Source organism: Auraticoccus cholistanensis, assembly GCF_009742705.1.
In the GTDB taxonomy this organism is placed as follows: Bacteria; Actinomycetota; Actinomycetes; order Propionibacteriales; family Propionibacteriaceae; genus Auraticoccus; species Auraticoccus cholistanensis.
In genome coordinates this window covers 164,209-190,747 of record NZ_WPCU01000004.1, presented here as the reverse complement: position 1 = coordinate 190,747, position 26,539 = coordinate 164,209, and the positions used below count along the sequence as shown (strand labels likewise).

Annotated in this window: 23 protein-coding genes and 1 pseudogene; 18 read left to right on the top strand and 6 right to left on the bottom strand. The window is 74.1% G+C overall.

Annotated features, from left to right (window positions below):
- Window positions 1-713: DUF3516 domain-containing protein (locus GC722_RS03475; protein WP_156608776.1), on the top strand; the 713-nt coding region annotated here is incomplete at its 5' end.
- Between the two features lie 45 nt (window positions 714-758).
- Here GC722_RS03475 and GC722_RS03470 read toward each other — a convergent pair.
- Window positions 759-1,151: a hypothetical protein gene (locus GC722_RS03470; protein ID WP_156608015.1), complete on the bottom strand. Its 393-nt coding sequence runs from the start codon at window positions 1,149-1,151 to the stop codon at window positions 759-761.
- Between the two features lie 116 nt (window positions 1,152-1,267).
- Here GC722_RS03470 and GC722_RS03465 point away from each other — a divergent pair, with 116 nt between their 5' ends.
- From GC722_RS03465 to GC722_RS03450, 6 genes are all read left to right on the top strand, one after another.
- On the top strand, window positions 1,268-2,584 hold the full coding sequence (locus GC722_RS03465; protein WP_197429746.1) for a sensor histidine kinase: 1,317 nt from the start codon (window positions 1,268-1,270) through the stop codon (window positions 2,582-2,584).
- Window positions 2,585-2,732: 148 nt separating this feature from the next.
- Window positions 2,733-3,641: an exonuclease/endonuclease/phosphatase family protein gene (locus GC722_RS17565; RefSeq protein ID WP_197429745.1), complete on the top strand. Its 909-nt coding sequence runs from the start codon at window positions 2,733-2,735 to the stop codon at window positions 3,639-3,641.
- 35 nt (window positions 3,642-3,676) lie between these two features.
- On the top strand, window positions 3,677-4,600 hold the full coding sequence (locus GC722_RS03460) for an aminoglycoside phosphotransferase family protein (RefSeq protein ID WP_197429744.1): 924 nt from the start codon (window positions 3,677-3,679) through the stop codon (window positions 4,598-4,600).
- Between the two features lie 55 nt (window positions 4,601-4,655).
- Window positions 4,656-5,738 carry a LacI family DNA-binding transcriptional regulator gene (locus GC722_RS03455; protein WP_156608012.1) on the top strand — a complete coding sequence of 361 codons (1,083 nt, stop codon included), beginning with the start codon at window positions 4,656-4,658 and terminating at the stop codon, window positions 5,736-5,738.
- Window positions 5,739-5,793: 55 nt separating this feature from the next.
- Window positions 5,794-6,132 carry a hypothetical protein gene (locus GC722_RS19135; protein ID WP_197429743.1) on the top strand — a complete coding sequence of 113 codons (339 nt, stop codon included), beginning with the start codon at window positions 5,794-5,796 and terminating at the stop codon, window positions 6,130-6,132.
- Window positions 6,129-6,836, top strand: a complete 708-nt coding sequence (locus GC722_RS03450; RefSeq protein ID WP_197429742.1) for a class I SAM-dependent methyltransferase — start codon at window positions 6,129-6,131, stop codon at window positions 6,834-6,836. The genes GC722_RS19135 and GC722_RS03450 overlap by 4 nt, the downstream gene beginning before the upstream one ends.
- 3 nt (window positions 6,837-6,839) lie before the next feature.
- Here GC722_RS03450 and GC722_RS03445 read toward each other — a convergent pair whose 3' ends face one another.
- Window positions 6,840-7,394: a hypothetical protein gene (locus GC722_RS03445; RefSeq protein WP_156608011.1), complete on the bottom strand. Its 555-nt coding sequence runs from the start codon at window positions 7,392-7,394 to the stop codon at window positions 6,840-6,842.
- A 171-nt stretch (window positions 7,395-7,565) separates the two neighbouring features.
- On the opposite strand from GC722_RS03445, the gene GC722_RS03440 reads away from it, so the two are divergent.
- The gene (locus GC722_RS03440) at window positions 7,566-7,934 is read left to right on the top strand and encodes a putative quinol monooxygenase (RefSeq protein WP_231747382.1); all 369 of its coding nucleotides are present in this window, start codon (window positions 7,566-7,568) and stop codon (window positions 7,932-7,934) included.
- Here GC722_RS03440 and GC722_RS19130 read toward each other — a convergent pair.
- A complete protein-coding gene (locus GC722_RS19130; RefSeq protein WP_197429741.1) occupies window positions 7,861-8,619 on the bottom strand; it encodes a MerR family transcriptional regulator in 759 nt (252 codons plus the stop codon). The genes GC722_RS03440 and GC722_RS19130 overlap by 74 nt on opposite strands.
- A 42-nt stretch (window positions 8,620-8,661) precedes the next feature.
- On the opposite strand from GC722_RS19130, the gene GC722_RS03430 reads away from it, so the two are divergent.
- A complete protein-coding gene (locus GC722_RS03430; protein ID WP_197429740.1) occupies window positions 8,662-9,150 on the top strand; it encodes a DUF6194 family protein in 489 nt (162 codons plus the stop codon).
- Window positions 9,151-9,264: 114 nt separating this feature from the next.
- Here GC722_RS03430 and GC722_RS03425 read toward each other — a convergent pair whose 3' ends face one another.
- Window positions 9,265-14,871, bottom strand: coding sequence for a DUF7927 domain-containing protein (locus GC722_RS03425; RefSeq protein WP_156608007.1), 5,607 nt, complete (start codon window positions 14,869-14,871; stop codon window positions 9,265-9,267).
- A gap of 275 nt (window positions 14,872-15,146) precedes the next feature.
- Between GC722_RS03425 and GC722_RS19445 the strand changes: the two are divergent.
- From GC722_RS19445 to GC722_RS17555, 6 genes and pseudogenes are all read left to right on the top strand, one after another.
- Window positions 15,147-15,686, top strand: a pseudogene (locus GC722_RS19445) (ABC transporter substrate-binding protein); the annotation flags it as partial.
- A 109-nt stretch (window positions 15,687-15,795) separates the two neighbouring features.
- Window positions 15,796-16,473: an extracellular solute-binding protein gene (locus GC722_RS18820; RefSeq protein ID WP_269449707.1), complete on the top strand. Its 678-nt coding sequence runs from the start codon at window positions 15,796-15,798 to the stop codon at window positions 16,471-16,473.
- Entirely contained in the window at window positions 16,470-17,435 is a 966-nt protein-coding gene (locus GC722_RS03415; protein WP_156608006.1) for a carbohydrate ABC transporter permease, read from the top strand. Before GC722_RS18820 ends, GC722_RS03415 begins: the two co-directional genes overlap by 4 nt.
- Window positions 17,436-17,445: 10 nt before the next feature.
- Window positions 17,446-18,297 (top strand): carbohydrate ABC transporter permease, encoded by an 852-nt coding sequence (locus GC722_RS03410; RefSeq protein ID WP_156608005.1) that lies wholly within the window; start codon window positions 17,446-17,448, stop codon window positions 18,295-18,297.
- On the top strand, window positions 18,294-19,535 hold the full coding sequence (locus tag GC722_RS03405; protein WP_156608003.1) for a glycoside hydrolase family 32 protein: 1,242 nt from the start codon (window positions 18,294-18,296) through the stop codon (window positions 19,533-19,535). Before GC722_RS03410 ends, GC722_RS03405 begins: the two co-directional genes overlap by 4 nt.
- Window positions 19,536-19,572: 37 nt before the next feature.
- On the top strand, window positions 19,573-20,622 hold the full coding sequence (locus GC722_RS17555) for a LacI family DNA-binding transcriptional regulator (protein ID WP_197429739.1): 1,050 nt from the start codon (window positions 19,573-19,575) through the stop codon (window positions 20,620-20,622).
- A gap of 10 nt (window positions 20,623-20,632) precedes the next feature.
- Here GC722_RS17555 and GC722_RS03390 read toward each other — a convergent pair whose 3' ends face one another.
- Window positions 20,633-21,784 (bottom strand): citrate/2-methylcitrate synthase, encoded by a 1,152-nt coding sequence (locus GC722_RS03390; RefSeq protein ID WP_156607999.1) that lies wholly within the window; start codon window positions 21,782-21,784, stop codon window positions 20,633-20,635.
- A 157-nt stretch (window positions 21,785-21,941) separates the two neighbouring features.
- Between GC722_RS03390 and GC722_RS03385 the strand changes: the two genes are divergently transcribed.
- From GC722_RS03385 to GC722_RS03375, 3 genes are all read left to right on the top strand, one after another.
- Window positions 21,942-23,267, top strand: coding sequence for an MATE family efflux transporter (locus GC722_RS03385; protein ID WP_156607997.1), 1,326 nt, complete (start codon window positions 21,942-21,944; stop codon window positions 23,265-23,267).
- On the top strand, window positions 23,264-24,184 hold the full coding sequence (locus GC722_RS03380; protein ID WP_156607995.1) for a hypothetical protein: 921 nt from the start codon (window positions 23,264-23,266) through the stop codon (window positions 24,182-24,184). Before GC722_RS03385 ends, GC722_RS03380 begins: the two co-directional genes overlap by 4 nt.
- A 367-nt stretch (window positions 24,185-24,551) precedes the next feature.
- Window positions 24,552-25,778, top strand: a complete 1,227-nt coding sequence (locus GC722_RS03375; protein ID WP_156607993.1) for a citrate synthase — start codon at window positions 24,552-24,554, stop codon at window positions 25,776-25,778.
- Window positions 25,779-25,811: 33 nt separating this feature from the next.
- Here GC722_RS03375 and GC722_RS03370 read toward each other — a convergent pair.
- The coding region (locus GC722_RS03370; protein ID WP_456298107.1) for a glucuronyl esterase domain-containing protein at window positions 25,812-26,539 on the bottom strand (728 nt) is incomplete at its 5' end.

Genomic DNA, 26,539 nt, shown 5'->3' with positions numbered 1-26,539 from the left:
GCCCCAAGTCCGTGGTGCGGGAGATGTACGAGCGGGCCATGACCTTCGGCGAGCTGGTCAGCGAGTACGGGTTGTCGCGGTCGGAAGGGCTCGTGCTGCGCTACCTCAGCGACGCCTGGCGGACGCTGCGCCACACCGTCCCCGAGCACCGCCGCACGCCCGAGCTGGAGGACCTCGTCGAGTGGCTCGGCGAGGTGATCCGCCAGACCGACTCCAGCCTGCTCGACGAGTGGGAGGCTCTGGTCGACCCCGACCCCGAGGTGACCGTCCGCCCGGGCCAGACCTCCGACGCGCCGCGGCCGATCACGACCAACGAACGGGCCTTCGGGGTGCTGGTGCGCAACGCCATGTGGGCCCGTCTCGAGCTCGCCGCCCGCGACGACGCCGAGGGTCTGGCCGCCCTCGAACGCCGGGTCGCCGAGCTCAGCGACCCGCCGACGGAGGTGGAGCGCGACGCGGTGTCGTGGGGCGAGGACCTGGACGACTACTACGACGAGCACGACTCGATGCGGATCGACGCCGACGCCCGCTCGCCCCGCAACCTGCAGATCGAGCGCGGGGACCGGGTGTGGCGGCTCCGCCAGGTCGTGCTGGACCCCGAGGGACACCACGACTGGGCGATCGAGGCCCGGGTCGACCTGGCCGCCAGCGACGCCGCCGGCGCGGCCGTGGTGGTCGGCACCGGTCTGCGCCGGTTGGACGCCACCCCCTGAGCCGGTCGTCTGAGCCGGACGAACCCTGGTCTCAGCTGCACGGGCTCAGCCGAACAGCACCAGCCTGGGCTCGCCGCGGTTGCAGTAGACCTCGACCCGCACCTGGTGCCCGTCGCGGGCCAGCACGGCCTCGACGTCCTCGTCCGGGCCCTCCTCGGTGGCCCGCAGCTGCCAGCGGCCGAGCGGTTCGACCTCCAGCAGGGTGGCCACCCGGCCGCGGCACTCGGCCACCAGCTGCACGTGCTCCGTGGCCAGCGCGGCCCGCACCGCCCGGCTCTCCGAGGGCTCGGGGGTGGCGGGCGGGCTGGCGAAGGAGGCCCCGAGCGGCCCCGCACCGCGCAGCACGTCCCCCACGGTCGAGATCGCCAGGAAGCCGACGCCGGTGGCCACCGCCGTGGCCAGCAGCCAGGTCAGCACCAGGACGCCGCGTTGTCGCACCCCAGCAGTATGCGCGGCGCGCGCCGGCGGTGCGCGCCTCCGGGCCTCGTCGGCGCCGTCTGGAGGGGTCCCCGGCACTACAGTCGGCCCATGGCACGGGCCCGGGGGGACCGCCGGTGAGACGCCGGCTGGTGTGGATGGTGGCCGCCACCACCTCGCTGGTGCTGATCGCCACCCTGGTCCCGATGGCCGTGCTGATCCAGCGCTACGCCCAGGAGGACGCACTGGCGCGGGTCGGGCTCGAGGTGCAGGCCATCGAGAGCGTGGTGGCCTTCCGCGAGCGGGCCGACCTCACCGTCTTCATCGACGACCTCAACGCCCAGCAGCCGGGCACCCGGGTGACGGTGCTGTTCGACGACGGCGACGCCATCGGTCCCGACCGCGACCCGGGCCCCGACGTGGCCCGCGCGCTGGCGTCGGGGCAGGCCATCACCGACACCACCGAGGAGGGCATCGAGGTCCTGGTGCCGGTGACGTACAGCGCCGGTCAGGAGCGCGGGGCCGAGCAGGTGGCCGGGGCGGTGATCCGGGTGGTGCTGGTGGAGACGGCCCTGGCCTCCGACGTCGCGCTGGCCTGGAGCATCCTCGCGGTGCTGGCGCTGGCGCTGCTGGGCCTGGCCCTGCTCGTCGCCGACCGGCTGGCCCGCACCGTGGTGACCTCGGTCGGCGGGCTGGCCGCCACCGCCGGCCAGCTGGAGGCCGGCGACCTGAGCGCCCGCGCCACGCCGTCCGGACCGCCCGAGGTGCGTGAGGTGGGGCAGGCCCTCAACCGGCTGGCCGACCGGATCCAGGAGCTGCTTGCCGCCGAGCGGGAGCACGCCGCCGACCTGTCGCACCGGCTCCGCACCCCGCTGACCGCCCTGCGGCTGGAGGCCGAGGACCTGCCCGAGGGCCACCGCGAGCGGGTGGGTGCGGCGGTCGCCACCCTCGGCGCCTACGTCGACGCGGTGATCTCCGAGGCCCGCCGCCCGGACCGCGAAGGGCTCAATCCCGGCTGCGACGCGACCGCGGTGGTGGCCGAGCGGGCGGACTTCTGGTCGGCCCTGGCCGAGGACCAGCAGCGCCCGATGACCGTCCGGCTGCCCGACGGTCCCCGCCCGGTCAGGGTGCCGGAGGAGGACCTGGCGGCGGCGGTGGACGTCCTGCTCGAGAACGTCTTCGCCCACACCGACGAGGGGGTGGCGGTGACCGTGCAGCTCACCGACCGGCCCGACGGGCTCACCCGGCTGGTGGTGGCGGACTCCGGACCCGGCATCGACCCCGAGCTGCTCGCCCGCGGGGAGACCGGCGGCCTCTCCACCGGGTTGGGGCTGGACATCGCCCGGCGGACCGCCGAGCGCTCCGGCGGCGGGCTGAGCCTGGGCGCGCGTCCCGACGGCGGCGCGCAGGTGGAGCTCGTCCTCGGACCGGCCGAGGCCCCGCTCCCCCGCTGAGGAGGCGTCCTCGACCCGCGCCGCCGTGGGCACGCCGGGATCGTTCGCGCGGGCCCGGGGGACGTTTCACGCCCTGCTCCTTCCTCGTTCACCCGCTCGACACCCGCACCCGATGGGGTGGGCCGAACCCACCCCGCCGAGGAGCAGCATGAGCACCACGAGCCACCGACACGACCCGGGTGTCCGGGACGGCCCCGTGCGCCCCGTCGGTGCGGCGCGGGCCGGCTCCCGGGAGCGCCGCCGCGCCGGCGGTCCGCGGACCCTGATCGGCGAGGCCCGCCGGGGCGAGGTGCACGCGATGAGCTTCGAGATCGGGCCCGACGACGAGGACGCCGGCAGCGGCCTGGACCCCTGGCCGGCGCGGGAGCCGCTGGTGACCCGGCTGCTGGAGCTCGAGCAGCCGACCGTGCTCGGCGTCCAGGACGTCGGCTTCGAGCAGCTGCGGGCGGTCGAGGACGGTCTGCCGCTGCGCTACCGGATGGTCGGCTCCGGCGCCGAGGGGGGTTCCCGCGGGGCGCACTGCCCGATCTTCTACGACGGCGGCCGGCTGCGGCTGGAGGCCTGGGAGCAGTGGTGGCACTCCGAGACGCCGGGGCTGACCGGCTCGACCGCCTGGGGCGCGACCACCCCGCGGGTCACCGTCTGGGCACGGTTCGTCGAGCTGGCCACCGAGCGGGCCTTCGCCGTGGTCAACACCCGGCTGGAGGCGGACCCGCCGGAGGCCCGGGAGCAGGCGGCCACCCTGCTGGCCCGCCGCGTCCGCCGCGACGCCCTGCCCACCGTGGTCACCGGCGGCTTCGGCCGTGAGCTCGACGACGACTGCCCGCTGGCCCGGACCGCCCACCTGTGCGACACCTGGACCTCGGCCAGCCAGCGGCTGACCCCGCTGGTGGGCACCACCCGCACCGCAGACGGCCTCGACCCCGACGGCCCGCGGGTCGACCAGGTGCTGGCCAGCCCGGGGGTGCGGGTGCTGCGCTCGGCCATCAACACCACCACCTTCCTGGGGCGGGTGCCCAGCCGGCACGTGCCGGTGCAGGCCCTGCTCCGGCTCTGAGCGCCCCCGCGGCCGGCGGCGCTAGCCTGCGGTGCGTGCCCGCCCCCGACGTCCGCCTGCAGCCGCTGGCCCGGGGTCGCGTGGCCTCCCTCGGCGAGGCCGGGCAGCGGTGGCTCGACGGGCTCCCGCTGCTGCTCGAGGAGCTGCAGCGCCGCTGGGACGTCCGGCTGGAGGGCCGGGGGCTGCCCGGCGGCAGCGCCTCCTGGGTGGGACGGGCGGTGGCCCGCGACGGGTCGCCGCGGGTGGTCAAGGTCGCCGTCCCCGGGCACGACCTGGCGGGCGAGGCGCTGGTGCTGTCCCTCGCTGAGGGACGTGGGCTGGTCCGGCTGCACGGCCACGACCCGGAGGCCGACGCGGTGCTGCTGGAGGCCCTGGGACGTCCGCTGGGCAGCACCCGGCTGCCGCCGGAGGAGAAGCTCGACCACCTGGTGGCGGCGCTGCGTGAGGTGTGGCGGCTGCCCGCGGACCGGTTCCCGGTCCCGGGACCCGGCGAGGACAAGGCCAGCGGCCTGACCCGGCTGGTGCTGGACACCGACGCCCGGCTGGGGCACCCGTGCCCACCTGAGGTGCTGCACCGCGCCCTCGACCACGCGGCCCGCCGCGCCGCCGACCACCGGCCCGACCGCTGCGTCGTGGTGCACGGCGACCCGCACGCGGGCAACGCCCTGGCCAGCGACGACGGGGGCCTCCCCTACCGGCTGATCGACCCCGACGGCTTCCTGGCCGACCCCGCCTACGACCTGGGGGTCGTGCTGCGGGACTGGACCGACCTGGGCGGACGCCCCCGGGAGCGGCTCGAGGGCGCGTGCGCCAGACTGGCCGAGGCCGCCGGGCTGCCGGCGCAGGCGGTGTGGGAGTGGGCCTTCCTGGAGCGGGTGTCCACCGCGCTGCACCTGCTCGACCTGGGCGCCGAGACGCTGGGCCGGCGGCTGCTCGACTCGGCCTCGGCGCTGCTGTGAGCGCTCCGGCCGGCAACGAAGAGGAACATCCGGAAACCGCTGTTAGGGTCCAGCCATGACCAGCTGGCCCCGGGTGACCGCCCGCCACGTCGCCGCACGGGCGGGTGTCTCGCCGGGCACCGTCTCCAAGGCGCTGTCGGGCAAGGGGGCGGTGCACCCCGACACCCGCGACCGGATCCTGACCGCGGCCCGGGAGCTGGGGTTCCGCTCCAACCGCGGGCCGGTGGGGCACGAGCCGGTCCGTGCCCGCACTGTCGGCCTGGTCATCCGCGAGCCCTTCGCCCGCCGGACGGCCCCGGTCGTGACGGGGGCCATCGAGGCGCTGGCGGAGCGCGACATCGCGCTGCTGCTGTGCGACGGCCGCGGCGACGCCATCCGGGAGCAGTACTTCGTCGAGTCCCTGCTGCGCCGCGGGGTGGACGGCATCCTGGTCGCCGGCGGCAGCCGCGGCAGCTTCTCCCGGTCGCCGCTGCAGGGCCGGCTCGACGTCCCGGTGGTGTACGTGATGGCGGCCTCGACCGACCCGCGCGACCTCTCGGTGGTGCCCGACAACCGGGGTGGCGCCGAGCAGGCCGTGGCCCACCTGGTCGCCACGGGCCGCCGGCGGCTGGCCTGCATCTTCGGGCCCCGCCGCGAGGAGGCCGCGCAGGTCAAGACGGCCGCCACCGTGGAGGTGCTGGCGGCCTCGGGGCTGGAGCTGGCCGCGGAGCCCCTGTACGGGCACTGGGACGAGCAGTGGGGGCGCCAGGCCGCCATGCAGCTGGTGCACAGCCAGACGCCCTTCGACGGCCTGGTCTGCGGCAACGACCTGATCGCCCGCGGCGCCACCGGCGCGCTGCACGAGCTGGGGCTCTCGGTGCCGGAGGACGTCGGCGTCATCGGCTTCGACAACTGGGACGTCATGGTGGAGGGCAACCGGCCGCGGCTGTCGAGCATCGACCTGTCCCTGCCGGAGGTGGGACGGACGGCGGCCACCCGGATGGCCGCCGAGATCGACCAGTTCTCCGGGGAGGGCGGGGTCGTGACGGTCGAGTGCCTGCTCGTCCCGCGGGAGTCCACGGCCGTGCCACGTCGCGGCACCGCGCGGGTCACGCCCCTCGTCGAGGCCACACGTCCCGCGTCCCGGGCAGGGGGCTGACACCACGGCCGCCGCTGTGCTGGCATGGGAGCCACCACCGAGCGGAGGGGACGACGTGCCCAGCAGCAGCGACTGGCGGGACCGGCTGGTGGCCGAGCTGCGCGAGGAGCTGCTCGGCCGGCACCCCGGCGACGAGGAGGGGCGCATGCTGCACGCGCCCGGCTTCCGCACCGGCGGCAGGTACTACGTCTTCGTGACCGCCGACGAGCTCGTCCTCAAGCTGCCCGCGCCGCGGGTGCAGGAGCTCATCGCGGGCGGCCAGGGCAGCCCCTGCTCGCCGCGGCCCGGGCACCCGATGCGCGAGTGGGTGCAGCTCGCCGTGGCCGACGCCGCGACCGCGCTGCCGCTGGTGCTGGAGTCGCGGGCCTTCGTGGCGGCCCAGGTGCCGAGGTGAGCCCGGACCGTCGACCCGGGTGGGCGCTCGACGAGGTCGGCAGCGCAGGCCGGGAGAACCTCGATCCCGACCACGTCGCCCGCTACGACGCCATCGAGGACGCCGCCGCCGAGGAGGTCGCCTGGTTGCGGGCCGCCGGCGTGCTGCCGTGCGACGTGGTGGTGGACCTGGGGGCGGGCACCGGGCAGTTCACCCTCGCCGTGGCCGGCACCGCCCGGCGCGTCGTGGCGGTCGACGTCTCGACCCCGATGCTGGCCCGGTTGCGGACCAAGCTGGTCAGCGACGGGGTGGAGGGTGTCGAGACGGTCCAGGCAGGTTTCCTCAGCTACCGGCACACAGGTGCCCCAGCCGATCTCGTCTACTCCAGGTACGCCCTGCACCACCTGCCCGACGCCTGGAAGGCCATCGCGCTGACCCGCGCCCGGGCGCTGCTGCGACCTGGCGGCACGCTGCGGCTCTGGGACCTGGTGCTCGACTTCCCGGCCCAGGAGGCGGAGCAGCGCTTCGAGGCCTGGTGCGCCAGTGCGGGTGACGCGGGCACGGGCGGCTGGAGCCGGGCCGACTTCGAGGAGCACCTGCGCGAGGAGCACTCCACCTTCAGCTGGCTGCTGGAGCCGATGCTGGAGCGCGCGGGCTTCGCCGTCCGGGACCGGGCGGTCAGCGAGGACCGGATGTTCGTCCGGTACCTGCTGACCGCCGTCTGATCCTCAGTCGCCCGGCATCAGGCGCTTCAGCAGACCGCCGGCCTGCACCTGCGCCCGCTGCTGCTCCCCGGCGTAGCTGCTGAGCACCAGCAGCGAACCGGTCAGCACGGGGACGGCCCACTGCAGCAGCTTCAGCTTGCGCATCGCCGCGGCCACGTCGGGCGGGGTGCCGACCGAGGGCTCGGTGCCCGACTCGGCGGGCGGGGCCTCGGCGCTGGAGACCTTCTTGCCGAGCACCCGGCTGTAGGCGGTGACTCCGAGGGCGGCGGCGGTCAGCAGGGTCTTGACGACCGACATCGTCCCCACGCCCTGCTGGGCGGCGATCCGCTCCTTGTTGCCGGCGAGCTGCCCGACCGAGCCGAGCAGGTGGGCGCCGATGGCGAGCGCGTTGACCGGGGTCCAGGCGTCCCAGCCGACGTTGGCGACCTTGCCGGCCGCGCGGGCGCTGTCCGCGGCTCCGGCGGCCTTGTTCAGACCGACGGCGTTGGCGAGGGTCCCGCCGAACCAGGCCGACAGGCCGACGTCGTGCAGGGCGCGTGACACGGTGTTCGTGGGCATGGCACTTCCTTCCCGATGGTGTGCTGGCCGCGGTGGCGGCCGGTGCAGGGTTCCTACCCGGCGCCCTGCGGTGGATGCACCCCGGTGCCGCCCGGGCGTGGCGCGCGGTCCTGCCCGGGCGCGGCACGCCTCCCGTCGCTGGTTGACAGGGCGGGCGCCGGCGTGGGCAGCATGAGCCCGCCCAACGCCTGCGAAAGGGAAGAGATGTACTTCATCGTGGTCAAGTTCCAGACCAAGCCCGAGTGGACCGACCGGTGGCTCGGCCTGGTGGACGACTTCACCCGCGCGACCCGGGCCGAGCCGGGCAACCTGTGGTTCGAGTGGTCGCGGAGCGTGGAGAACCCCCACGAGTTCGTCCTGGTCGAGGCCTTCACCGACGACGGCGCCGCCCCGCACGTCCAGAGCGAGCACTTCCAGAAGGCGATGAAGGACCTCCCCCAGGCCCTCGCCTCGACCCCGAAGATCGTCAGCCGGCAGGTGGAGGGTGAGGGCTGGGGCGAGATGGGTGAGATGCAGGTGGAGCCGACGCCGGGCGGATGATCTCGGCCAGCGCGGCCCCGGCCCGCAGCAGGGCCAGGGACCGCGCGGCGAGGGCCAGCAGCCTGGCGTCGAGCGCCTCGACCGAGGAGCTGACGTCGCCGAGCTCACGGACGGCGGTGAGAGCGGCGCGCACCTCCGGGACCCGGTAGCCGCCCGCCCGCAGCGCCGCGGTGATCCGCGCCTCCCGGACGGCCGTGACGTCGTAGCGCCGCGCGGTCCCGGCCCGCGTCGCGATCCGCTGGGGCCTGACCAGGCCGACCTGCTCCCAGAAGCGGAGGGCCGAGGCGTTGACCCCCAGGGCCTGCGCCAGCTCGCCGATGGTCATCGCGTCGGCGTCGACGGCAGGGGCGTCGGTGCGCTTCTCCTCGCCGATGGCCAGCAGCGCCTCGCGCGCGACCAGCGCCTGGGCGCGCTCGCGGCCCAGACGTGCGTGCAGGGAGCCGACCAGGGCGACGGCCTCGACCTCCGGCAGGTGCCGGACCTCGCGCAGGGCCCGCCGGGCCTCGACCGGACCGACCGCCAGCGCGAGGTCGCGGTAGGCCCGCAGCGCGTGGACGTGGGCGTCGGTGAAGCGCCGGTACCCGTTGGCCCGGCGCTCCGCGGCGGGGATCACACCCAGCGCCTCCAGGTCGCGGACCTGCTGCGCCGAGTAGCCGCTCGCGGCCACGACGTCGGCGGTGTTCACCGTGCCAACCCTCCATAAGCACTTCAGCTCCATGCTCGAACCATGAGTATGGAGCAGATCCTCGCCACCGTCCGCGGCCTCGACCACGTCCTGGTCCTCTCACCCACCGAGGGGAGCGCGTTCCCCCCGCTCGCCTGGGGTGACCACTTCTTCTACGTCAGCCCCGACGGCCAGGTGCCCCAGCGGGAGCAGCCGTACGCGACCATCGTCACCAAGGACTACCCGGACGACACCCTGTGCGGTCTGGACGACCCCGATCGCTGGCGGCTGAACATCCACGTCGGGAGACGGGCGCTGCTCGAGCTCACCGGCGACGACGGCGGGGACGAGGCGCGGTCCTGGGACTACGGCGGCTCGGACGTCCTGCTCCCCCACCCCCTCTACCGGACGCAGGGGTGGGTGGCGGTCGTGAACCCCGGCCCGCGGACCGGGGCGCTGGCGCTGCGGCTGCTGCGGGAGGCGCACGAGGCCGCGGCCCGGCGGAGCCGGCGGCGCCACCCGGAGGCGTGGCACCGGACGTCCTCGCAGTGACGAGGCCCCTCGTCCACCAGGGCGACCCCACCGGGGAACGCGAGAGCTCCCCCGGGGAGCACCGTCGGGACGGTGCTCCCGCAGGGGAGCTCGACGCTGGTCAGGCTCGGTCGGTCACCGCCCCAGCCCGGTTCGAGACCGGCGACGGCGGGCGATCAGCACCCCGCCCCCAGCCAGCACCAGCACCAGACCGGCGAGCAGGGCCGCGACCATCGCACCCGGTGCACCGGTGTCGGGCAGCTGCCCACCACCGGCCGGGGAGTGGCCGGGAGCCTGCGGCTGGCCAGGAGCGGGATCCTGCGGCTGGCCCGGGCCCGGAGCGGGGGCCTCGGGCTCCTGGACCGGGTTCTCGGTGCAGAGCACGCTGCCCTCCACGCACACCCCGTCGGCCGGGCTGGTCTGACCGGTCGGGGTCACGAAGTTCGCCAGCACGTGGTCGCCCTGCTCGGCCCAGTCCCGCACCTGCACGGTGTAGGTGACCGTCACGGTCTGCCCGGGAGCCAGGGTGCCCTGCACGGTGTACTGGTCGTCGCCCTCGGCGACGGTCAGCACGTCCTCCGACGGAGTCGGGAACTCGGTCACCGTGGCGTCGTCGAGCACACCGGCCATGTGGTCGGTGTGGTCCACCGCACCGTCACCTGCGCCCTCGTTGGTGAAGGTCAGGGTGTAGGACAGCTCGTCACCCTGCTGCACCTCCGTGCCGGTGGTCGGGTCCACCGTCTTGACCACGGAGACGTCGGAGACCGGGTTGGAGGTGCAGTCCTCGCCGTCGGTGCAGACCGGCTCCTCCGGGGTCTCGTCGCTCGGGTCGAGGAGGAAGTTCGCCAGCTGCGAGTCCCCCTGCTCGTCCGGGTCCAGCACCGTCACCGTGTAGGTGACGGTGACCGTCTGACCGGGCGCCAGCTCACCGGTGACGGTGAACCGGTCGTCGGTCAGCGCCGACACTGACAGGGCGTCGTCGGAGACGACGGGGTCGGAGGTGATCTCGGCGTCGTCGAGCACGTGGGTCAGGTCGTCGACCCGCTCCACGCCACCGGCTGCGCTGCCCTCGTTGCTGAAGGTCAGCGTGTAGGTCAGCTCGCTGCCGGCCTGCACCGAGGCCCCCGTCTCCGGGCTCACGCTCTTGCTGTCGACCACCTTGGCGGCGGGGTTGCTGGTGCAGTCCTCGCTGCCCTCCTCGCACACCGGGTCGGTCATCGGCGGGTCGTCCGGGTCGAGGAGGAAGTTCGCCAGGGTGGCGTCTCCCATCTCGTCGGCGTCCTTGACCGTGGCGGTGTAGGTGATGGTCACGACCTGGCCGGCGGCCAGCTCACCGGTGATGGAGAACCGGTTCTCGCTGATCTCCGACACGCTCAGAGCCGGGTCCGACACCGACGGGGCCACCGTCAGGTCCACGTCGTCGAGCAGGTGGGTCAGGTCGTCGACCCGATCCACCGCACCCGCGGCGGTGCCCTCGTTGCGGAAGGTCAGGGTGAACGTGAGCTCCTGACCCGAGACGACCTCGGTGCCCGACTCCGGGTCGACCGACTTGGAGTCCAGCACCTTCGGCGCCGGGTTGGACGTGCAGTCCTCGCTGCCCTCTTCGCACGTCGGCTCCTCCGGAGTCTCCTCCTCCGGGTCGAGCAGGAAGTTCGCCAGCGTGGCGTCACCCATGTCCACGGCCTCACGCACCAGCACCGTGTAGGACACCGTGACCGTTCGGCCGGCAGCCAGCTCACCGGTCACCGAGATCCGGCCGTCCTCGACCCCCGACACCGTCAGCGCCGGGTCAGAGGCCACCGGGGCGCTGACCAGGTCCGCGTCGTCCAGCACGTGGGTCAGGTCGTCGACCCGGTCCACGCCGCCCGCACCGGTACCGATGTTGGCGAAGGTCAGCGTGTAGGTGACCTCCTCACCCGGGACCACCGCGGTGCCCGACTCCGGTGCCACGGACTTGGAGTCCACGACCTCCGCGACCAGGTTGCTGGTGCAGGTGGGGTCACCGTCCTGGCACACCGTGCCGGGCGGCGGCACCTCCTCATCGGGTGAGAGGGCGAAGTTGGCGAGCACGTTGTCGCCGCGATCGCCGTCGGGCAGCACCGTCACGGTGTAGGTCACCGTGAACGCCTCGCCGTCCGGCACCGTGCCGGTGACGGTGAACTCGCCGTCGGCGATCTCCGAGACCGTCAACGCCGGGTCGGAGGCGGCCGGGGCCGAGGTGATCTCGGCGTCGTCCAGCACACCGGCCAGGTGGTCGCGCCAGCCGTCGACCTCGGCCGGAGCCGAGCCCGTGCTGTCGAAGGTGAGCGTGTAGGTCAGGTCCTCACCGGCGGAGACGGTGCTGCCGTCAGCCGGGGAGACGTCCTTGGTCACGACCACGCGACCGCCGGGCACCGTCACGAACGCGCACGGCAGACCGGTCTCGGGGTCGAGCCCGTCCTCGTCGCGCGGGTTGCAGACGGGCGTGGCCGGCGGGTTCTCCGGGTCCACCGGGTCGGCCGGGCCGAAGGCCACGTTGGCCAGGGTGGCGTCGCCGTCGGACGGACCGGTGTAGGTCACCGTGTAGGTGATCTCGACCGACTCGTCGGCGGCCAGCGCCCCGGTCCAGAAGATCCGCGGCTCCACCACGACCGGCTCGCCGCCCACCGAGGCCTGCACCGACTCGAGGTCGAGGTCGGCGTCGTCCAGGACGTCGGTCAGGTCGTCGACCACCGAGGCCGGAGCGGCCTCGGTGAAGACGCCCGGTCCGTCGTTGGTCGCGGTGACGGTGAAGGTGACCTCGTCACCCTGCTGCAGGGTCTGGTCGAGGTCGGCGACCTTCTCGATCGACAGCGACGGCAGCAGCAGCTCCGTGGTGGCGCAGGGCTCACCGGTGACCGGGTCGTTGCCGCCCTCCTCGCACACCGGCGGCTCCGGCGTCTCGTCGGTCGGGTCGGCCGGCACCCAGGACACGTTGCGCACGGCCCCGTCCCCGGCACCGGTCAGCGTGACCGAGTAGGTCAGGGTCACCGTGTCACCGGCGCCGAGGGCCCCGGTCCAGGAGATCAGCGGCTCGGCGTAGCCGGCCTCACCGGCAGCCGCACCGTCGACGACGGCGGTCAGGCTGCCCTCGTCGAAGGTGGCGTCGTCGACCACGCCGGCCAGGCTGTCGAAGATCACGGCCGGGTCGTCTGCGGTGTAGTCGGCCGTGCCGGTGTTGGTGGCGGTCACCGTGTAGGTGACGACGTCACCAGGGCGGGAGTCGGCGGTGGCCGTCGAGGTCTTGGCGACCTCGATCGGACGCTGCAGGACCAGGTAGTCCTCCACCTCACCGGCCGAGGCGGGACCGGTCGGCAGCGGCGCGTCGACAGCACCCGGGAACAGCCGGAGGCGGGCGTAGGTGTTGCCCTCCACCGTGGCACCGGCCGGGAAGGTCAGCGCGTACTGCGCCGTCCCCGAGCCAGCCGGCACCGCGACCGTGACCAGCTCGTCGGCGTCGAAGGTGCCGTTCCCGTCCAGGTCGATCCAGCCGGCCAGCGTGGCCGCCTCGGCGGTGTCGTTGGTCACGGTGACCGACACGGTGGTGTCGGCGTTGGCGTTCAACGTGATGGGGCCCGGCAGGGCGTCGTCCAGGTCGGCGTCGGCGGCCGCACCAGCGGTGCCGTCGGTCTCGCTGGTCACCGACCCGCCCAGCACCAGCGGGGCGTCGTCGTCGGCGAAGCCGGGGATCGAGTGACGAGGCCCGTCCGCACCCAGCGTGGTGCCGTAGGAGTCCGGCGCGTCACCGAAGTCGATCGGCAGCGGCGAGCTGGCGCACCGGGTGCCGTCGTTCAGACCACTGGCCGGACCGGCCGCGAAGAACGGAGCCGTGCCCGCGGTCACGTCGACGCGGAAGATGCTCCCCGTCACGTTGTCGGAGGCGTAGAGGAAGTCCGGGTCGGCGTACGTGGCACCGAACAGGTTCCCACCCAGGGAGCCGAGGTCGGCCTCCACGGTCATCTCCTGGGTGGCCAGGTCGAAGCGCCCCAGGTGGGAGGCGCCGGCCGAGCGGAGCATGGTCCACAGCGCACCGGTGCCGGGCAGGTAGGACCAGTCGGCACCGGGGACGATCCCGGCGGGCAGGGTGAAGCTGTCGGAGTCGACGACCTCACCGTAGGTCGCCGAACCGGGGCGCAGGTCGACCTGCCACCAGGTTCCGCCGCCGTCGCCGGCCCAGTAGAAGCCCTCGTCGTCGACCTCGCCCACGGGGAAGGCGGCGTCGGGGATCTCGTCGGGGTTCGCGATCGGGATCGCGACGCCGTCGGCACCGACCCGGACGATGTCGCCGGAGCCGTTGGTGCCGTAGACGTAGTTGTCCAGCACGTTGTAGCCCACGGCGTTGACCGTCTGGTCGTCGACCGTGTCCACGGTCTCGTAGGCACCCGTGACCAGGTCGACGCCGATGATCGAGGTCGGCGGGGCGTTGGTGGGGTACTGGAACAGCAGGCCGGGAGCACCGGGGGCGCAGGAGAACACCGGCTGGGTCACGAAGGTCACCGTGGAGTCCCCGGGCGGGTTCAGACCCACCATGTCGGAGAGGTTGTCCGGACCGTTGTCGTAGCTGCCCGCCGTGTCGGAGGTGACGTCGACCGTGATGGTGCAGGAGACCTCACCGGCTGCCAGCGCACCGCCGGTCACCGCGATCGTCGAGCCCGAGGCGTCGACGTCCGCGTCGCAGGTGCCGCCGGTGGTGACGGGCTCGGCCACGGTCAGTCCGTCGGCCAGGGTGTCGGTGAACGCCCACCCGTCCTTGGCCGCCAGCTCGGAGGTGTTGGTGACGGTGAAGGTGAGCGTCGACCGAGCGTCGACGAAGGCCTGGGTCGGGGCGAACGACTTGTCCAGCTGGGGCGTGACGTCGAGGATCTGGATGTTGTCGAAGGCGGCGTCGTTGCCGATGCCGGAGCCGTTCTGGTTGGCCATCCGCACCCCGAGGGAGGAGCCGCTGAAAAGCACCGACCCGTCGGACGTGTAGGTGCCCACGTTGACCGCGCGCTCCGGCAGGGTGCCGACGGCGGGAGCGGTGACGGTCTGCCCGGAGGAGCAGGCGTTGACCACGCCGCCCACCGGCGTCGCGGCGCCTGCGTCGTCGAGCAGGCTGAACTGGTACCGCGGTGCGGACACCTCGCAGTTGACCGCCGAGGTGTCGACGCTGAAGGTCAGGTAGCGACCCGTGGACGTGGGCAGGGCGATCGGGTCGACGGTCTGGAACTGGGTGGCACCGGCGCCCGGGTTGCCCTGGGTGTAGGCCGCCACGGCGTGGTTGACCGCCGGGTTGGGTGCGCCGGCGTGCTCGCCCAGGGCCCAGGCGAGCTGGCGCAGGTTCGCGGAGTAGATCTGCTGCGCGCAGTTGCCCAGCCGGGACACCGGCGTGTCGTAGTCGACGATCTGGCCGTTGCAGGCGGTCAGCCACACGTCGTCCGCGGTGTAGGTCTGGCCGGTCTCACCGACGTAGTCCTCGAGATTCACCGGCGCGGTGCTGCCGAGCTCGTTCTCGAAGCCCTCCGCGTACAGCACCACGGGAGCCGAAGGCACACCGGGGTTGCCGGGCGCCGCCTCCGCCACCGGCGACGGGCCGGCCACCAGGCCGACCGCCGACAAGGACGATGCGAGCACCGCCAGCGACGTGGTCCCCACCAGTGTCTTGCGGAGGCGGCCGGCGAGGCCGCCCCTCCGCGACGACGGGTGCGCCGCCCCCATCGGGGCCACGTTCTCTGCTGCTCTCATCTCACCTGATCCGTAGTAGGTCGCAGCGACCGACCCGGAGCACGACACCCACGGGTCGGACGCTGCCAGACAGCGATCTCCCCCGAGACACATCCGCGCTATTCCTACCGCCTGCCGCACCCGCGGCGACAGGGCTAATACCGACTTAGCCCCCCTCTTAGCCCCCTGGGCGCGGCACCTGGACGCGGAAGGGGTTGACACGTGTCAGGTCACATCGCATGCTGATGACCTGACACGTGTCAGGTTCCCGATCGACGTCGCTCGAGGAGATCTTCATGGCAGACCTCAGTCGCCGCGCGCTGCTCACCGTGGCGGGGCTCGGGGCGGTGGGTACGGCGGTCTCGTGGCCCCGGCTCACCTCCGCCGACATCCCCGGCCGCGGTGAGGACGCCCTCACCATCGCCATCCTCGGCACCGCGCAGGACGCCGAGGCCCGCACCGAGCTGGTGGCCGCCTTCCGGCGCCGCCACCCCGAGATCGCCGTGCAGATCCAGGCCGTCCAGGGCCAGGACTGGGGCAACTTCTTCGCCAAGATCCTCACCATGGTGGCGGCGGGCACACCGCCGGACCTGGTGGTCGTGGCCACCGAGGGAGCGCAGCTGTTCGCCGAGCGGCTGGCCCACCCCCTCGACGACTACGTCCGCCGCGACGCCGCCGAGATGTCGGACTACTTCGGCGACGTGCACCCGGCGCTGGTCGAGGCGTTCATGTACCAGGGGAGCCTGTTCCAGGTCCCGGTCGACTTCAACGCCGCGAACGTCTACTACAACACCTCGGCCTTCGAGCGCGCCGGCCTCTCGCGGCCGGCCGACGACTGGACGGTCGACGACTTCCTGTCCGTGGCCCGGGGGCTGCGCGACAGCGCGAAGGGCACCTTCCGGCCGTACTTCTGGACCAACCGGCTCTTCGGCGGCGTGGNNNNGGATGTGGCAGCAGTTCTACGCCGGCGACCCGGCGGCGGACGGTCGCGGCGGCGGCTTCCAGTGGCTGGAGCCCAACGCCGAGGACCCGCGGGTGTTCGAGTCCTTCGAGTTCCTGGCCGACCTGGTCCGCGAGGACCTCGCCTCCAGCCCCGCCCAGGGCGGGGGCACCGAGCTGGTCTCCCGCTTCGCCGACGGCCTGATCGGGATGACCCCGGCCGGCGGCTACTGGGTGTCCGGGCTGGCCGAGGGCGGGATGGGCGACGACGAGTACGACGTCACCTTCTTCCCGCGGTGGCGCAGCCAGCGGCACCAGTTCGGAGCCGCCGGCTACGCGATGATGCGCACGTCCCAGCGCAAGGACGCAGCGTGGGAGTGGATCAAGTTCTGCGCCAGCCGCGAGGGCATGCGGCTGCAGTTCCCCGAGCCCAACACCACCCCGGTGCGGCGCTCGATGCTCACCGAGGACTTCTACGCCGACGCCGGTCCCCGGCACTGGCAGGTCTTCTACGACACCCTCGACCAGTTCTCCGACACCGCCCCGATCCCGGCACCGCCGCAGCAGGCCGCCGTCGAGACAGCGCTGGTCAAGAACGTGGTCAACGCCATCAACGGCGACACCGGCACCGCGCTGGCCACCCTGCAACGCGATCTCGAGCTGGCTCTGAGGAGGACGGCATGACGACCCTCGGCACCGCGGCGCCGCTCGCCGCCGACCGACCCGCCGGGACCAGCGCCGACCCGGCGCCGCGAACCCCGACCGGCACCCCCACCGCCGGCCGGCGGCTGGTGGCCGCGCTGTTCCTCGCCCCCACGGTGCTCGGCCTGGGGATCTTCACCTTCGTGCCGATCCTGGCCTCGATCGGGCTGTCGTTCTTCCGCTGGGACGTGATCACCGCGCCCGAGTTCGTGGGGCTGGCCAACTTCGCCGACCTGGTCACCGACCCCACCGTGCGACGGTCCTTCCTCAACACCTTCGGGTTCGTGGCGGTGGCGGTGGTGCTGCAGCTGGTGGTCGCCCTCGGGTTGGCCGTGCTGGTGCAGTCCCGGCTGCCCGGCTGGCTGCGGGTGGTGTTCCGCTCGGTGTTCTTCTTCCCGCTGATCCTGTCGGCCGCCTCCGTCTCGCTGGTGATGGCCTACCTCTTCAACGAGGACTTCGGCGCCGTCAACGCCGTGCTGCGCACGCTCGGGCTGGGCGACGTGCCGTGGCTGACCACCGGGCCGGGCGCCGCCGCGGTCGTCGTCATGGTCTACGTCTGGCAGAACTTCGGCTTCTCGTTCCTGCTGTTCCTGGGCGGGCTCTCCTCGATCCCGAAGGAGGTGGACGAGGCCAGCGCGATCGACGGTGCCACGGCGGGCCGCCGGTTCCGGCTGGTGACCCTGCCGCTGCTCTCCCCCACCCTGCTGGTCGCCTCGGTGATGGCCATGATCAGCGCCCTGCAGATCTTCGACCAGCCCTACGTGCTGACCCGCGGCGGCCCCGGCGACACCACCCGGACCGCGGTGATGGTGATCTACGAGTCCGCCTTCCAGCAGCTGCAGTTCGGCCGCGCCTCGGCCATCGGCATCGTGCTCACCTGCGTGATCGTGGCCGTCACCGCCCTCCAGTTCCGCCTCAGCCGTCGCTACGTGCACTACCAGTGAGGACCCGACCATGACCGCGCTCGCCCCCGCCCTGCCCGCCCGGCACCGGGCCACCACCCCCGTCGCCGCCGCCGGCACGGCGGCCCGGCTGCTCGTCCTGCTGCTCGCCACCGCACTCACCCTCGGCCCGGTCGTGTGGACCGTGGTCACCGCGCTGACCCCCACCGAGGAGGGCACCGGCGCCGTCCGCCCCGGGTTCAGCGCCTTCGTCGACGTCTTCGCCCAGGTCGACTTCGCGCTGCTGTTCCTCAACAGCGTGCTGGTCACCGGCCTCTGCGTGGCCGGGCAGATGATCACCGCCGCGATGGCCGGCTACGTGCTGGCCGCCATCGACTTCCGCGGCCGCCAGCTCGTCTTCGGAGCCATCCTGGCCACCATGATGGTGCCGATGCAGGTGACGATCGTCCCGGTGTTCATGCTGATCCGCGGGATGGGGCTCTCCGACACCCTGCTCGCGCTGATCCTGCCGGCGGTGCCGACCGCCTTCGGCACCTTCCTGATGCGCCAGTACTTCCTCGGCCTACCGGTCGAGCTCGGCGAGGCCGCCTCGATCGACGGCGCCGGACCGTTCAGGACCTTCTTCTCCGTCTACGCACCGCTGGCGCTGCCCGGCATGGCCATCGTCGGCATCCTGGCCTTCAACTACCACTGGAACGAGTTCTTCCGCCCGCTGATCCTGACCATCTCCGAGCAGAACCACATCCTGCCGCTCGGCCTGGTGACGCTGCAGGGCAACCTGGGCACCGGCAGCGTGTCCACGGTGCTGGCAGGGGTCGTGCTGTCGATGATCCCGGCCCTGGTCGTCTTCGTGATCGGGCAGCGCCCGCTGCGCGAGGGCCTGACGGCGGGAGCGAGCAAGTGAGCGCCACCTCGGACGCGCGCCCGCGCTGGCACATCCGCCCGGCGAGCGGCTGGTTGAACGACCCCAACGGCCTGGCCCGGGTCGACGGGCGCTACCACGTCTTCTTCCAGCACCACCCGACCTCCGTGACCCACCAGGCCATCCACTGGGGTCACGCCTCGTCCACCGACCTGGTCCGCTGGCGGGAGGAGCCGATCGCCCTCACCCCGCGCCCGGGCAGGCCTGACGCCCACGGCTGCTGGACGGGCTGCCTGGTCGACGACGCCGGTACCCCGACGATCGCCTACAGCGCGGTGGCCGACGCCTCCGGGCGGGCCGACGTCGTGCTGGCCCGCTCCGACCGGACCCTGCGCGAGTGGCACGTCGACGGCCACGCGACCGTGCCGATGCCCGAGGTGGACGGCGTCACCGCCGTCCGCGACCCCTTCGTCTTCGTCCACCGCGGCGTCCGGTGGGGGGTGCAGGGTGCCGGGGCGGTCGGCGGCGAGCCGCGGCTGCTGCTGTGGCGCTGCGACGACCTCACCCGCTGGGAGCCGCGCGGCACGCTGGTCGACCTGTCCGACCCGGTGCTGGCCGAGGTGGCGCCGGCCGAGATCTGGGAGTGCCCGAACCTGGTGCCGGTCGGCGACGACTGGGTGCTGGTCGTCTCGCTGTGGCGGACGGTGGACGGCCGGCACGCGCTCTCCGGCGTCCGCTGGGTGGTCGGCGACCTCGTCCCCGACGGCGGGGGGCTGCGCTTCGTGGGCGCCCGCGGCGGGGTGCTGGACGAGGGCCCCACCTTCTACGCGCCCCAGCTGCTGCTCGACACCGCCTCCTCCCGGGTGCTGCTGTGGGGCTGGGCCTGGGAGCACGGCCGCGACGAGGAGCAGGTGGCGCGGCAGGGCTGGGCCGGCGTGCTCACCTGCCCGCGGGAGCTGGACGTGGTCGACGGCGCGGTGGTGGTCCGGCCCGCCCCCGAGCTGGACGCCCTGCGCGGGCCGGAGCTGCGGCCCGACGCCGACGGCCGGCTCACCGCGTCCTCCTTCGAGCTGCAGGCCGCCGGCCCTGGTGGGCTCGCGGTCACCGGTGCCGGCGGGGACGTCGAGCTCGCCCGCTGGGGTGCCGGGGCCCGGGTGCTGGTCGACGGCTCGCTGGTCGAGGTGTTCGAGGCCGACGGACGCACCTTCACCACGCGCGGCTACCCGGTGGCGGGCTGGCGCGTGCGCGGCGACGCCCGGGTGCTGGAGCTGGCGCCCTGAGCCGTGCGCACGGCATCCGTGCTGGCAGAATTCCGGTGTGGTCGGGAGGGACGGCGTGCGCAAGGTGACCTCGCAGGACGTCGCCCGGCGGGCCGGGGTGTCCCGGGCCGCGGTCTCGCTGGTGCTCAACGGCCGCGGCAGCGGCAACATCGCCCCCGAGAAGCAGGAACTCATCCGCGCCGCCGCCCGCGAGCTGGGCTACGTCCCCAACGCGGCGGCGGTGAACCTGCGGGTGCAGCGCACCCGGACCATCGGCCTGGTCACCGACACCATCGCCACCACGGCCTTCGGCGGGGCCGTGGTCGCCGGGGCGATGGAACGCGCCGGCCAGGACGGCTACCTCACCATGGTGGTGGACACCGAGGACGACCCGGACGCGGAGGCCCGTGCCTTCGAGGCGCTGCAGCACCGCCAGGTGGACGGCTTGATGTTCGCCGCCCAGTCGCTGCGCGAGCACCCCGTCGACCACCTCGTCGGCGCCACGCCGGCGGTGCTCGCCAACTGCGTCGACCCGGGCGGCCACCACGGCGCCTGGTTCCCCGACGAGGTGGCCGGTGGCCGGCTGGCCACCCGGGCCGTGCTCGAGCGCGGGCACCGCGACATCGCCTGCCTGACCGGCGCCGCGCAGACCATGGCCACCGGGCTGCGGGCCCGCGGGTTCGAGCTGGAGCTGGCCGACGCGGGGGTGACCGGCTGCGGCACCCACCCCTGCGGCTGGGAGATCCGCGACGGTCACCGGGTGGCCACCGCGCTGCTCAGCCGCCCGGACCGTCCCACCGCCCTCGTCTGCGCCAACGACCGGGTGGCCATCGGGGCCGTGCTGGCCGCGACGGCGCTCGGGCTCTCCGTGCCCCAGGACGTCTCCGTGGTCGGCTACGACGACGACGAGAACGCCGCACCCGCCATGGTCCCGGCGCTGACCACCGTGGGGCTGCCGCACCGGGAGATGGGTGAGCAGGCGATGGGCGCGCTGCTGGCCCAGCTGGCCGGCGAGCCGCACCAGCCGGCGCAGGTGGCCATCCCCGGCCCGCTGATCCAGCGGGACTCGGTGGCCGCACCGCCGGCCAGGGTCCGTCCCGGCCGCTGACGCGGGCGCATCACCGGGGCCCGGGCGTCCCCTCCCGGGTCGGCTCGGGGCCGGTGTAGCGGGCCAGCGGGCGGAAGATCCGACCGCCGCCGGCCTGCTCCATCACGTGGGCGCCCCAGCCCACCACCCGGGCGCAGGTGAAGGTCGGGGTGAACATCGAGCGCGGGATGCCGCACTGCTCCATCACCACACCGGCCCAGTACTCGACGTTGACGTCCAGCCGGCGACCGGGCTTGAGCTCGGCCAGGGTGGTGAGCACACCGGTCTCGACGCCGGCGGCCAGCTCGTACAGCTCGCCTCCCAGCTCGGCGGCGATCCCGCGCAGCACCCGGGCGCGGGGGTCCTCGGTGGTGTACACGCCGTGGCCGAACCCCATCACCCGCTCCCCCGCGGCGACCTTCTGCCGCACCCACGCCGGCGCCCGCTCCGGGGAGCCGATCTCGTCCAGGGCGTCGAGCGCCCGGTCCGGCGCCCCGCCGTGCAGCGGACCGGTGAAGGTGCCGATGGCCCCGCACACCGCCGCCACCACGTCGGCGCCGGCGGAGGCGATCACCCGGGCGGTGAAGGTGGAGGCGTTGAAGCCGTGGTCCAGGGTGAGGCCGAGGTAGGTGCTGACGGCCCGCTCGACCGCCGCCCCGGGGGTGGACCCGGTGACCATCCGCACCCAGTTCGCCCCGGTCGAGAGCGACGGGTCCGGCGCGATCGGCTCCAGCCCGCGCCGCAGCCGGTGCAGCGACGCGAGCAGGGTCGGGGTCACCGCCGCCACCCGCAGCGCCTCGGCCCGCACCCGCTGCGGGGTCGAGCCCCAGACCGGGGCGAAGCCCTCCACCGCACCCAGCTGGGACAGCACCGTCCGCAGCCGCGGCATCAGGTCCCGCCCCTCGCCGCTTCCGGCCACCGCCGGCAGCAGCTGCTCGAGCTCGGGCGGCAGCTCACGCGCGGCGCCGACCTCCTCGACGAAGGCCGCGAGCTCGTCCGCCGAGGGCAGCCGGCCGTCGAAGAGCAGGTGCCAGCACTCCTCGAAGGAGCGCTCGACCGCCAGCCGGGTGGCGTCGTGCTCGCGGTAGTGGAAGAAGCCCTGCTCGCCGCGGACCTCTCCCAGCGCGGTGTCGGCCACCACCACGTTGCGCAGTCCGGGCGGGGCGATCAGCGTCTCGGTCATGCCCTCAGGCTGCGACCACGTTGATCGGCGGTCAACGTTGACGGCATCAACCTGTGCTGCTGGATTTCCCCGAACCCACCATCGGGCGGGAGCTCCGTCGTTACGCTGACTCGGGTCGTCCCCGGTGCTCGGGGCCGTCGGGGGAAGGAACACCGGGGTGGCAGGTCTGCGCACGCGACTGCTCCGCTCCGTCAGCTGGAGCCTGGTCGACCAGGGGCTGTCGGCGCTGAGCAACATCCTGCTGTCCGTGCTGATCGCCCGCTCGGTCAGCGCCGGCGACTTCGGCGCCTTCTCCATCGCCTTCGTGGTCTTCGGCGTCCTCATCGCCCTCGCCCGCTCGCTGGTGGGCCAGCCGCTGCAGATGCGCTTCGCCAGCAGCAGTCCCGCCGGGCTGCGGCACGCCACCGCCGACGGTCTCGGTGCCGCCCTGCTGCTGGCCCTGGTCGGCGCCGTGCTGATGGCCGGTGCCGCGCTCGTGTGCCCGCCGCCGCTGCGCGAGGCGCTGCTGGCGATGGCCGTCGTGCTGCCGGCGCTGCTGGTGCAGGACAGCTGCCGGATGGCGTTCTTCGCCGTCGGGCGACCCCGTGACGCCGCCGCGATCGACGCCCTGTGGACGGTGGTGATGCTGGCGCTGATGGGGCTGCTGATCGGGCTCGGCCGCGGCGGCCTGGCGGAGCTGACGCTGGCCTGGGGCGTCGGTGCCGCGGCGGCGGCCGGGCTCGGGCTGGCGCTGCTGCGCGTGCGTCCCGCCCTGGGCAGGGCCCGGGGCTGGCTGCGCACGCACTGGGACCTGACGCGCTACCTGCTGCCGGAGTACCTCCTCGGGCTCGGGGCGATGCAGCTGGCCATCCTGCTGGTCGGCTTCCTCGCGGCCACGGAGTCGGTGGGTGCGCTGCGAGCCGCCCAGGTGCTGCTGGGTCCGCTCGGCGTCATCGGGGCGGGGGTGTTCCAGATGGTGGTGCCCGAGGTGGCCCGGCGCCAGCTGCTGCCGAGCCGCACCCTCGCCGTGTTCGCCAGCGCCGTCGCGGGGAGCCTGGGGCTGGTGACCGCCCTCTACGTCGTCGGCCTGCTGCTCCTGCCCGACCGCTGGGGCGTCACCCTGTTCGGCGACTCCTGGCCGGGGGCGGCGGCGGTGCTGCTGGCCATGGGGCTGAGCTCGCTCGCCTCCGCCATGGCCAACGGGCCGGCCGGCGTGCTGTACGGGCTGGGGCAGGCGAAGCTGACCTTCCGCATCCACGCGGTGAAGGGGCCGGTGCTGCTGGTGGCGGTGACCGTCGGCACCCTCAGCGCGGGCGCGGTGGGGGCGGCCTGGGCGCTGGCGCTGACCGAGGCCGCCGTGCTGCCGGCCTGGGTGCTCACCCTGCGGCACGCGCTCCGCAACCGTCCGGTGGTGCCGGACGCCGTGACCACCACCTCCGACGTCCAGGGGGCCGACGCCGTCCCCACGCACGAAGCCCAGCTCGAGGAGCAACCCCGACGATGACTCTGCGTGTGGTCTACCGGTCCTACGGCGGCGAGAACCTCAAGCGCCGTCCGGCGTACTACTCGAAGCTGCTGACCCTCACCTCCCTGGCCCGCGCCGCCGCGCGCGTCCCCGACGTCGAGGTGGTCTTCCTCAACGACGGGCCGGTGCCGGCGGAGCGGCTGACCGTGATGGAGCGGGCCGGCCGGGTGGTGCAGCTCGGCGACGAGCCGCAGGGGATGCGGGCCAGCTACCGGGCGGCCCTGGAGCTGGCCACGGGCAGCGACTGGCCGGACGAGGACGTGGTGTTCCTGGTCGAGGACGACTACCTCTTCACCGAGGAGGCGCTGGTGGCGCTGGCCGAGGCCGCCGCCGGGCTGCCGGAGGCGTCGTACTTCTCCGTCTACGGCGTCCGCCCGGACCCCGACGACCCGGAGTCGGTGCGTGAGCTGGGCCTGCCCCGCGGCTGGCGTCCGGGCCCGGACCGGGTGGTGGGGTCACGGACCTGGTTCCACCAGGCGTCCATCACGAGCACGTTCGCCGGCCGGCTGGGGGCGGTGCGGGCCGACATGCCGATCTTCCTGCAGTGCATGCGGCCGTTCCGGCGTCGCTTCTTCGACCACGAGACCTGCCTGCTCTACCAGGGCGTGCCGCCCTACCACGGCCGCGAGTTCTTCTTCGGTCTCGACGACTTCGAGCCGAGCGCGCGGGGTGTCGTCCGCGCGCTGGTGCTGGTGCCCTTCCGGATCGCGCTCAACCTGCGGGCCCACCGCCAGACCGAGCCGCACCTGCTCTACGCCGTCACCCCCAACCTCGCCACCCACCTGGAGCACCCGGTCATCTCGCCGGACGCCGACTGGGAGGCCGTCGCCGACGAGGTGCTGGCCTGGGCCCGCACCCAGGGCCTCCCCGACGCCACCCGCCCCGCCGACGCCTGACCCCCCCCAACCCACCCACCGCGCACGCACGCCCGCCCCTGAACGCGTGTATGTCGTCGCGGTCACGGTCGGTGTGTCGCGGCGTGTCGCGGTGTCCGGGCCCGACGAGCGACACGTTCCCAGGGGAGCACCTCCACCACCCGCGCCCTGCCCAGCCCGACCGCCGGCACGGCCAGGGCCTGGACCGCGCCGCACGACCGTCCGTCCGGACGGCCGGTCCGACCCCCGCAGTCCCTGAGAACGTGTACGCCGTCCGCCCCGGACACCGCGACACGCCGCGCCACGCCGACCGGGACCGCGACGACATACAGGCGTTCGGGGGCGGGGCGGGTGGCGCGGGTGGAGGGGCGAGCCGGACGATGGCGGGGTGGAGGAGAGCATCCGGATCGACGGCGCGGACCACCTGAGCAGCGAGCAGGTGGCCCGCAGGCTCGGGGTGCGGCTGCAGACGGTCTACGCCTACGCCAGCCGGGGGGTGCTGCACCGCCGACGCCTCCCGGGACGGCGCGAGAGCTACTTCGCGCTGGCGGAGGTGGAGGCGCTCACCGGCGGCACCGGACGCGGCGGCACCGGACGACGGCGGCCACCGGGGCTGAGCGACGACGTCCGCACCGCCATCACCCTGATCGAGCACGACCGGCTCAGCTACCGCGGCCACGACGCCACGGTGCTGGCCGCCGATCGCACCTTCGTCGAGGTGGTCGAGCTGCTGTGGCAGCGGCCCGCCCGGCTGGTGGCCGGGCCGCAAGACGTCGACCGGGCCCGGCGGCTGCTGCACCAGCTACCCCCCGAGGCCTCCGCGGCGGACCGGCTGGCGCTGGTGGCGCGGGCCTGCGCCGCCGGGACGGTGGACCGCCACGACCTCGCGCCGGACCAGGTGACCACCGCGATGGGACGGCTGCTGGCCACCAGCGCGGTGACCACCGGCGCGGTGACCCCCGGCGACGTGGCCACCACCGACGGCAGCACCCCTCCGCCCGAGCCGGTGGACGTCCCCGCCACGCTGGCCGGCGCGCTGGGGATCTCGCAGGTCCGCTGGGTCGAGCAGGCGCTGGTGCTGCTCGCCGACCACGACATGGCCGGCTCCACCACCGCCGCCCGGGTCGCCGCCAGCGCCCGCGCGGACCCGTACGCGGTGGTCGCCGCCGCGGCCGGGGCGTTCGACAGCCCGCTGCACGGCACCGCCGGGCGGAGGGCGCACCGGCTCCTCGGCGCGCTCGCCGAGGACCCCGCCGCGACGCTGGCCGAGTGCCTGCAGGACCGCCCGGTGCCCGGCTTCGGGCACCTGGTCTACGCCGAGCAGGACCCCCGGGCGGAGTTCCTGCTCGACCGGCTGGCCGAGCTCGTCGACCACCCGCTGCTGGCCTCGGTGGAGCTGCTCAGCGACCGCCTCTGGCAGCGCCGCGGGCTAGTCCGCACCGTCGACCTCGCGCTGGCGCTGGGCGCGCACCTGCTCGGCGGCGGGTCACGGCTGCCGGAGGTGCTGTTCCTGCACGCCCGGCTGGTCGGCTGGACCGCCCACGCCCTCGAGGAGTACCGCGAGCCGCCGCTGCGCTTCCGGCTGCAGGGGGTCTACACCGGCCCCCGCCCCTAGCGCCCGGAGTCCCCGCCCACAGCCGCCCCCGGCTCAGCGCCAGAGGCCGTCGGCCACGTCGGCGTAGTAACCCCAGTCCTGCACGGTGAGGTCGTGCCCGCCGCTGCGGATGTGGTACTGCCGCGGCAGCCGGCTCAGCGGCCGGTCCAGCGGCGGCATGGCGCCGGGGCTGATGCCGGGCGCCCCCCACAGCCGGTACACCGGCGAGGCGTGGGCCATTGAGAGGAACTCCCCCCGCGGGTCGGACCACAGGTCCTCGTCCGCGCTGCCCACGCACACCGCCCGCGGCGCCATCAGCGCGATCAGCTCGTGCTGGTCCACCGGCAGCTGCTGCTCGGCGTCGTCGTAGCGGCGGAAGGCCCGGCAGAACCAGTGCGGGAAGACCCGGTTCACCTCGGCGACCGTCTCGCCGAAGATGCGGCGGCTCAGCGCGGCACCGCCGCAGCCGGAGTCGTTGGAGACGACGAGGGCGAACCGCTCGTCCTCCGCACCGGCCCACAGCGCGGCCTTGCCACCGCGGGAGTGACCGACCACGGCCACCCGGGAGGCCTCGATGTCGGGGTCGGTCTCGAAGTAGTCCAGGGCCAGACTGCCGCCCCAGCCCCAGGCCGACAGCGCCGCCCAGGCGTCCTCCGGGCGCTGGCCGGCGCGGCCGCGACGCTCGAAGAGCCCGATGATGCCCTCGTCGAAGGTGTCGGGATCATCCGGGGCCAGCTGGCCGACCTGCAGCGCGGCGATGGCGTAACCGCGGGCGATGATCT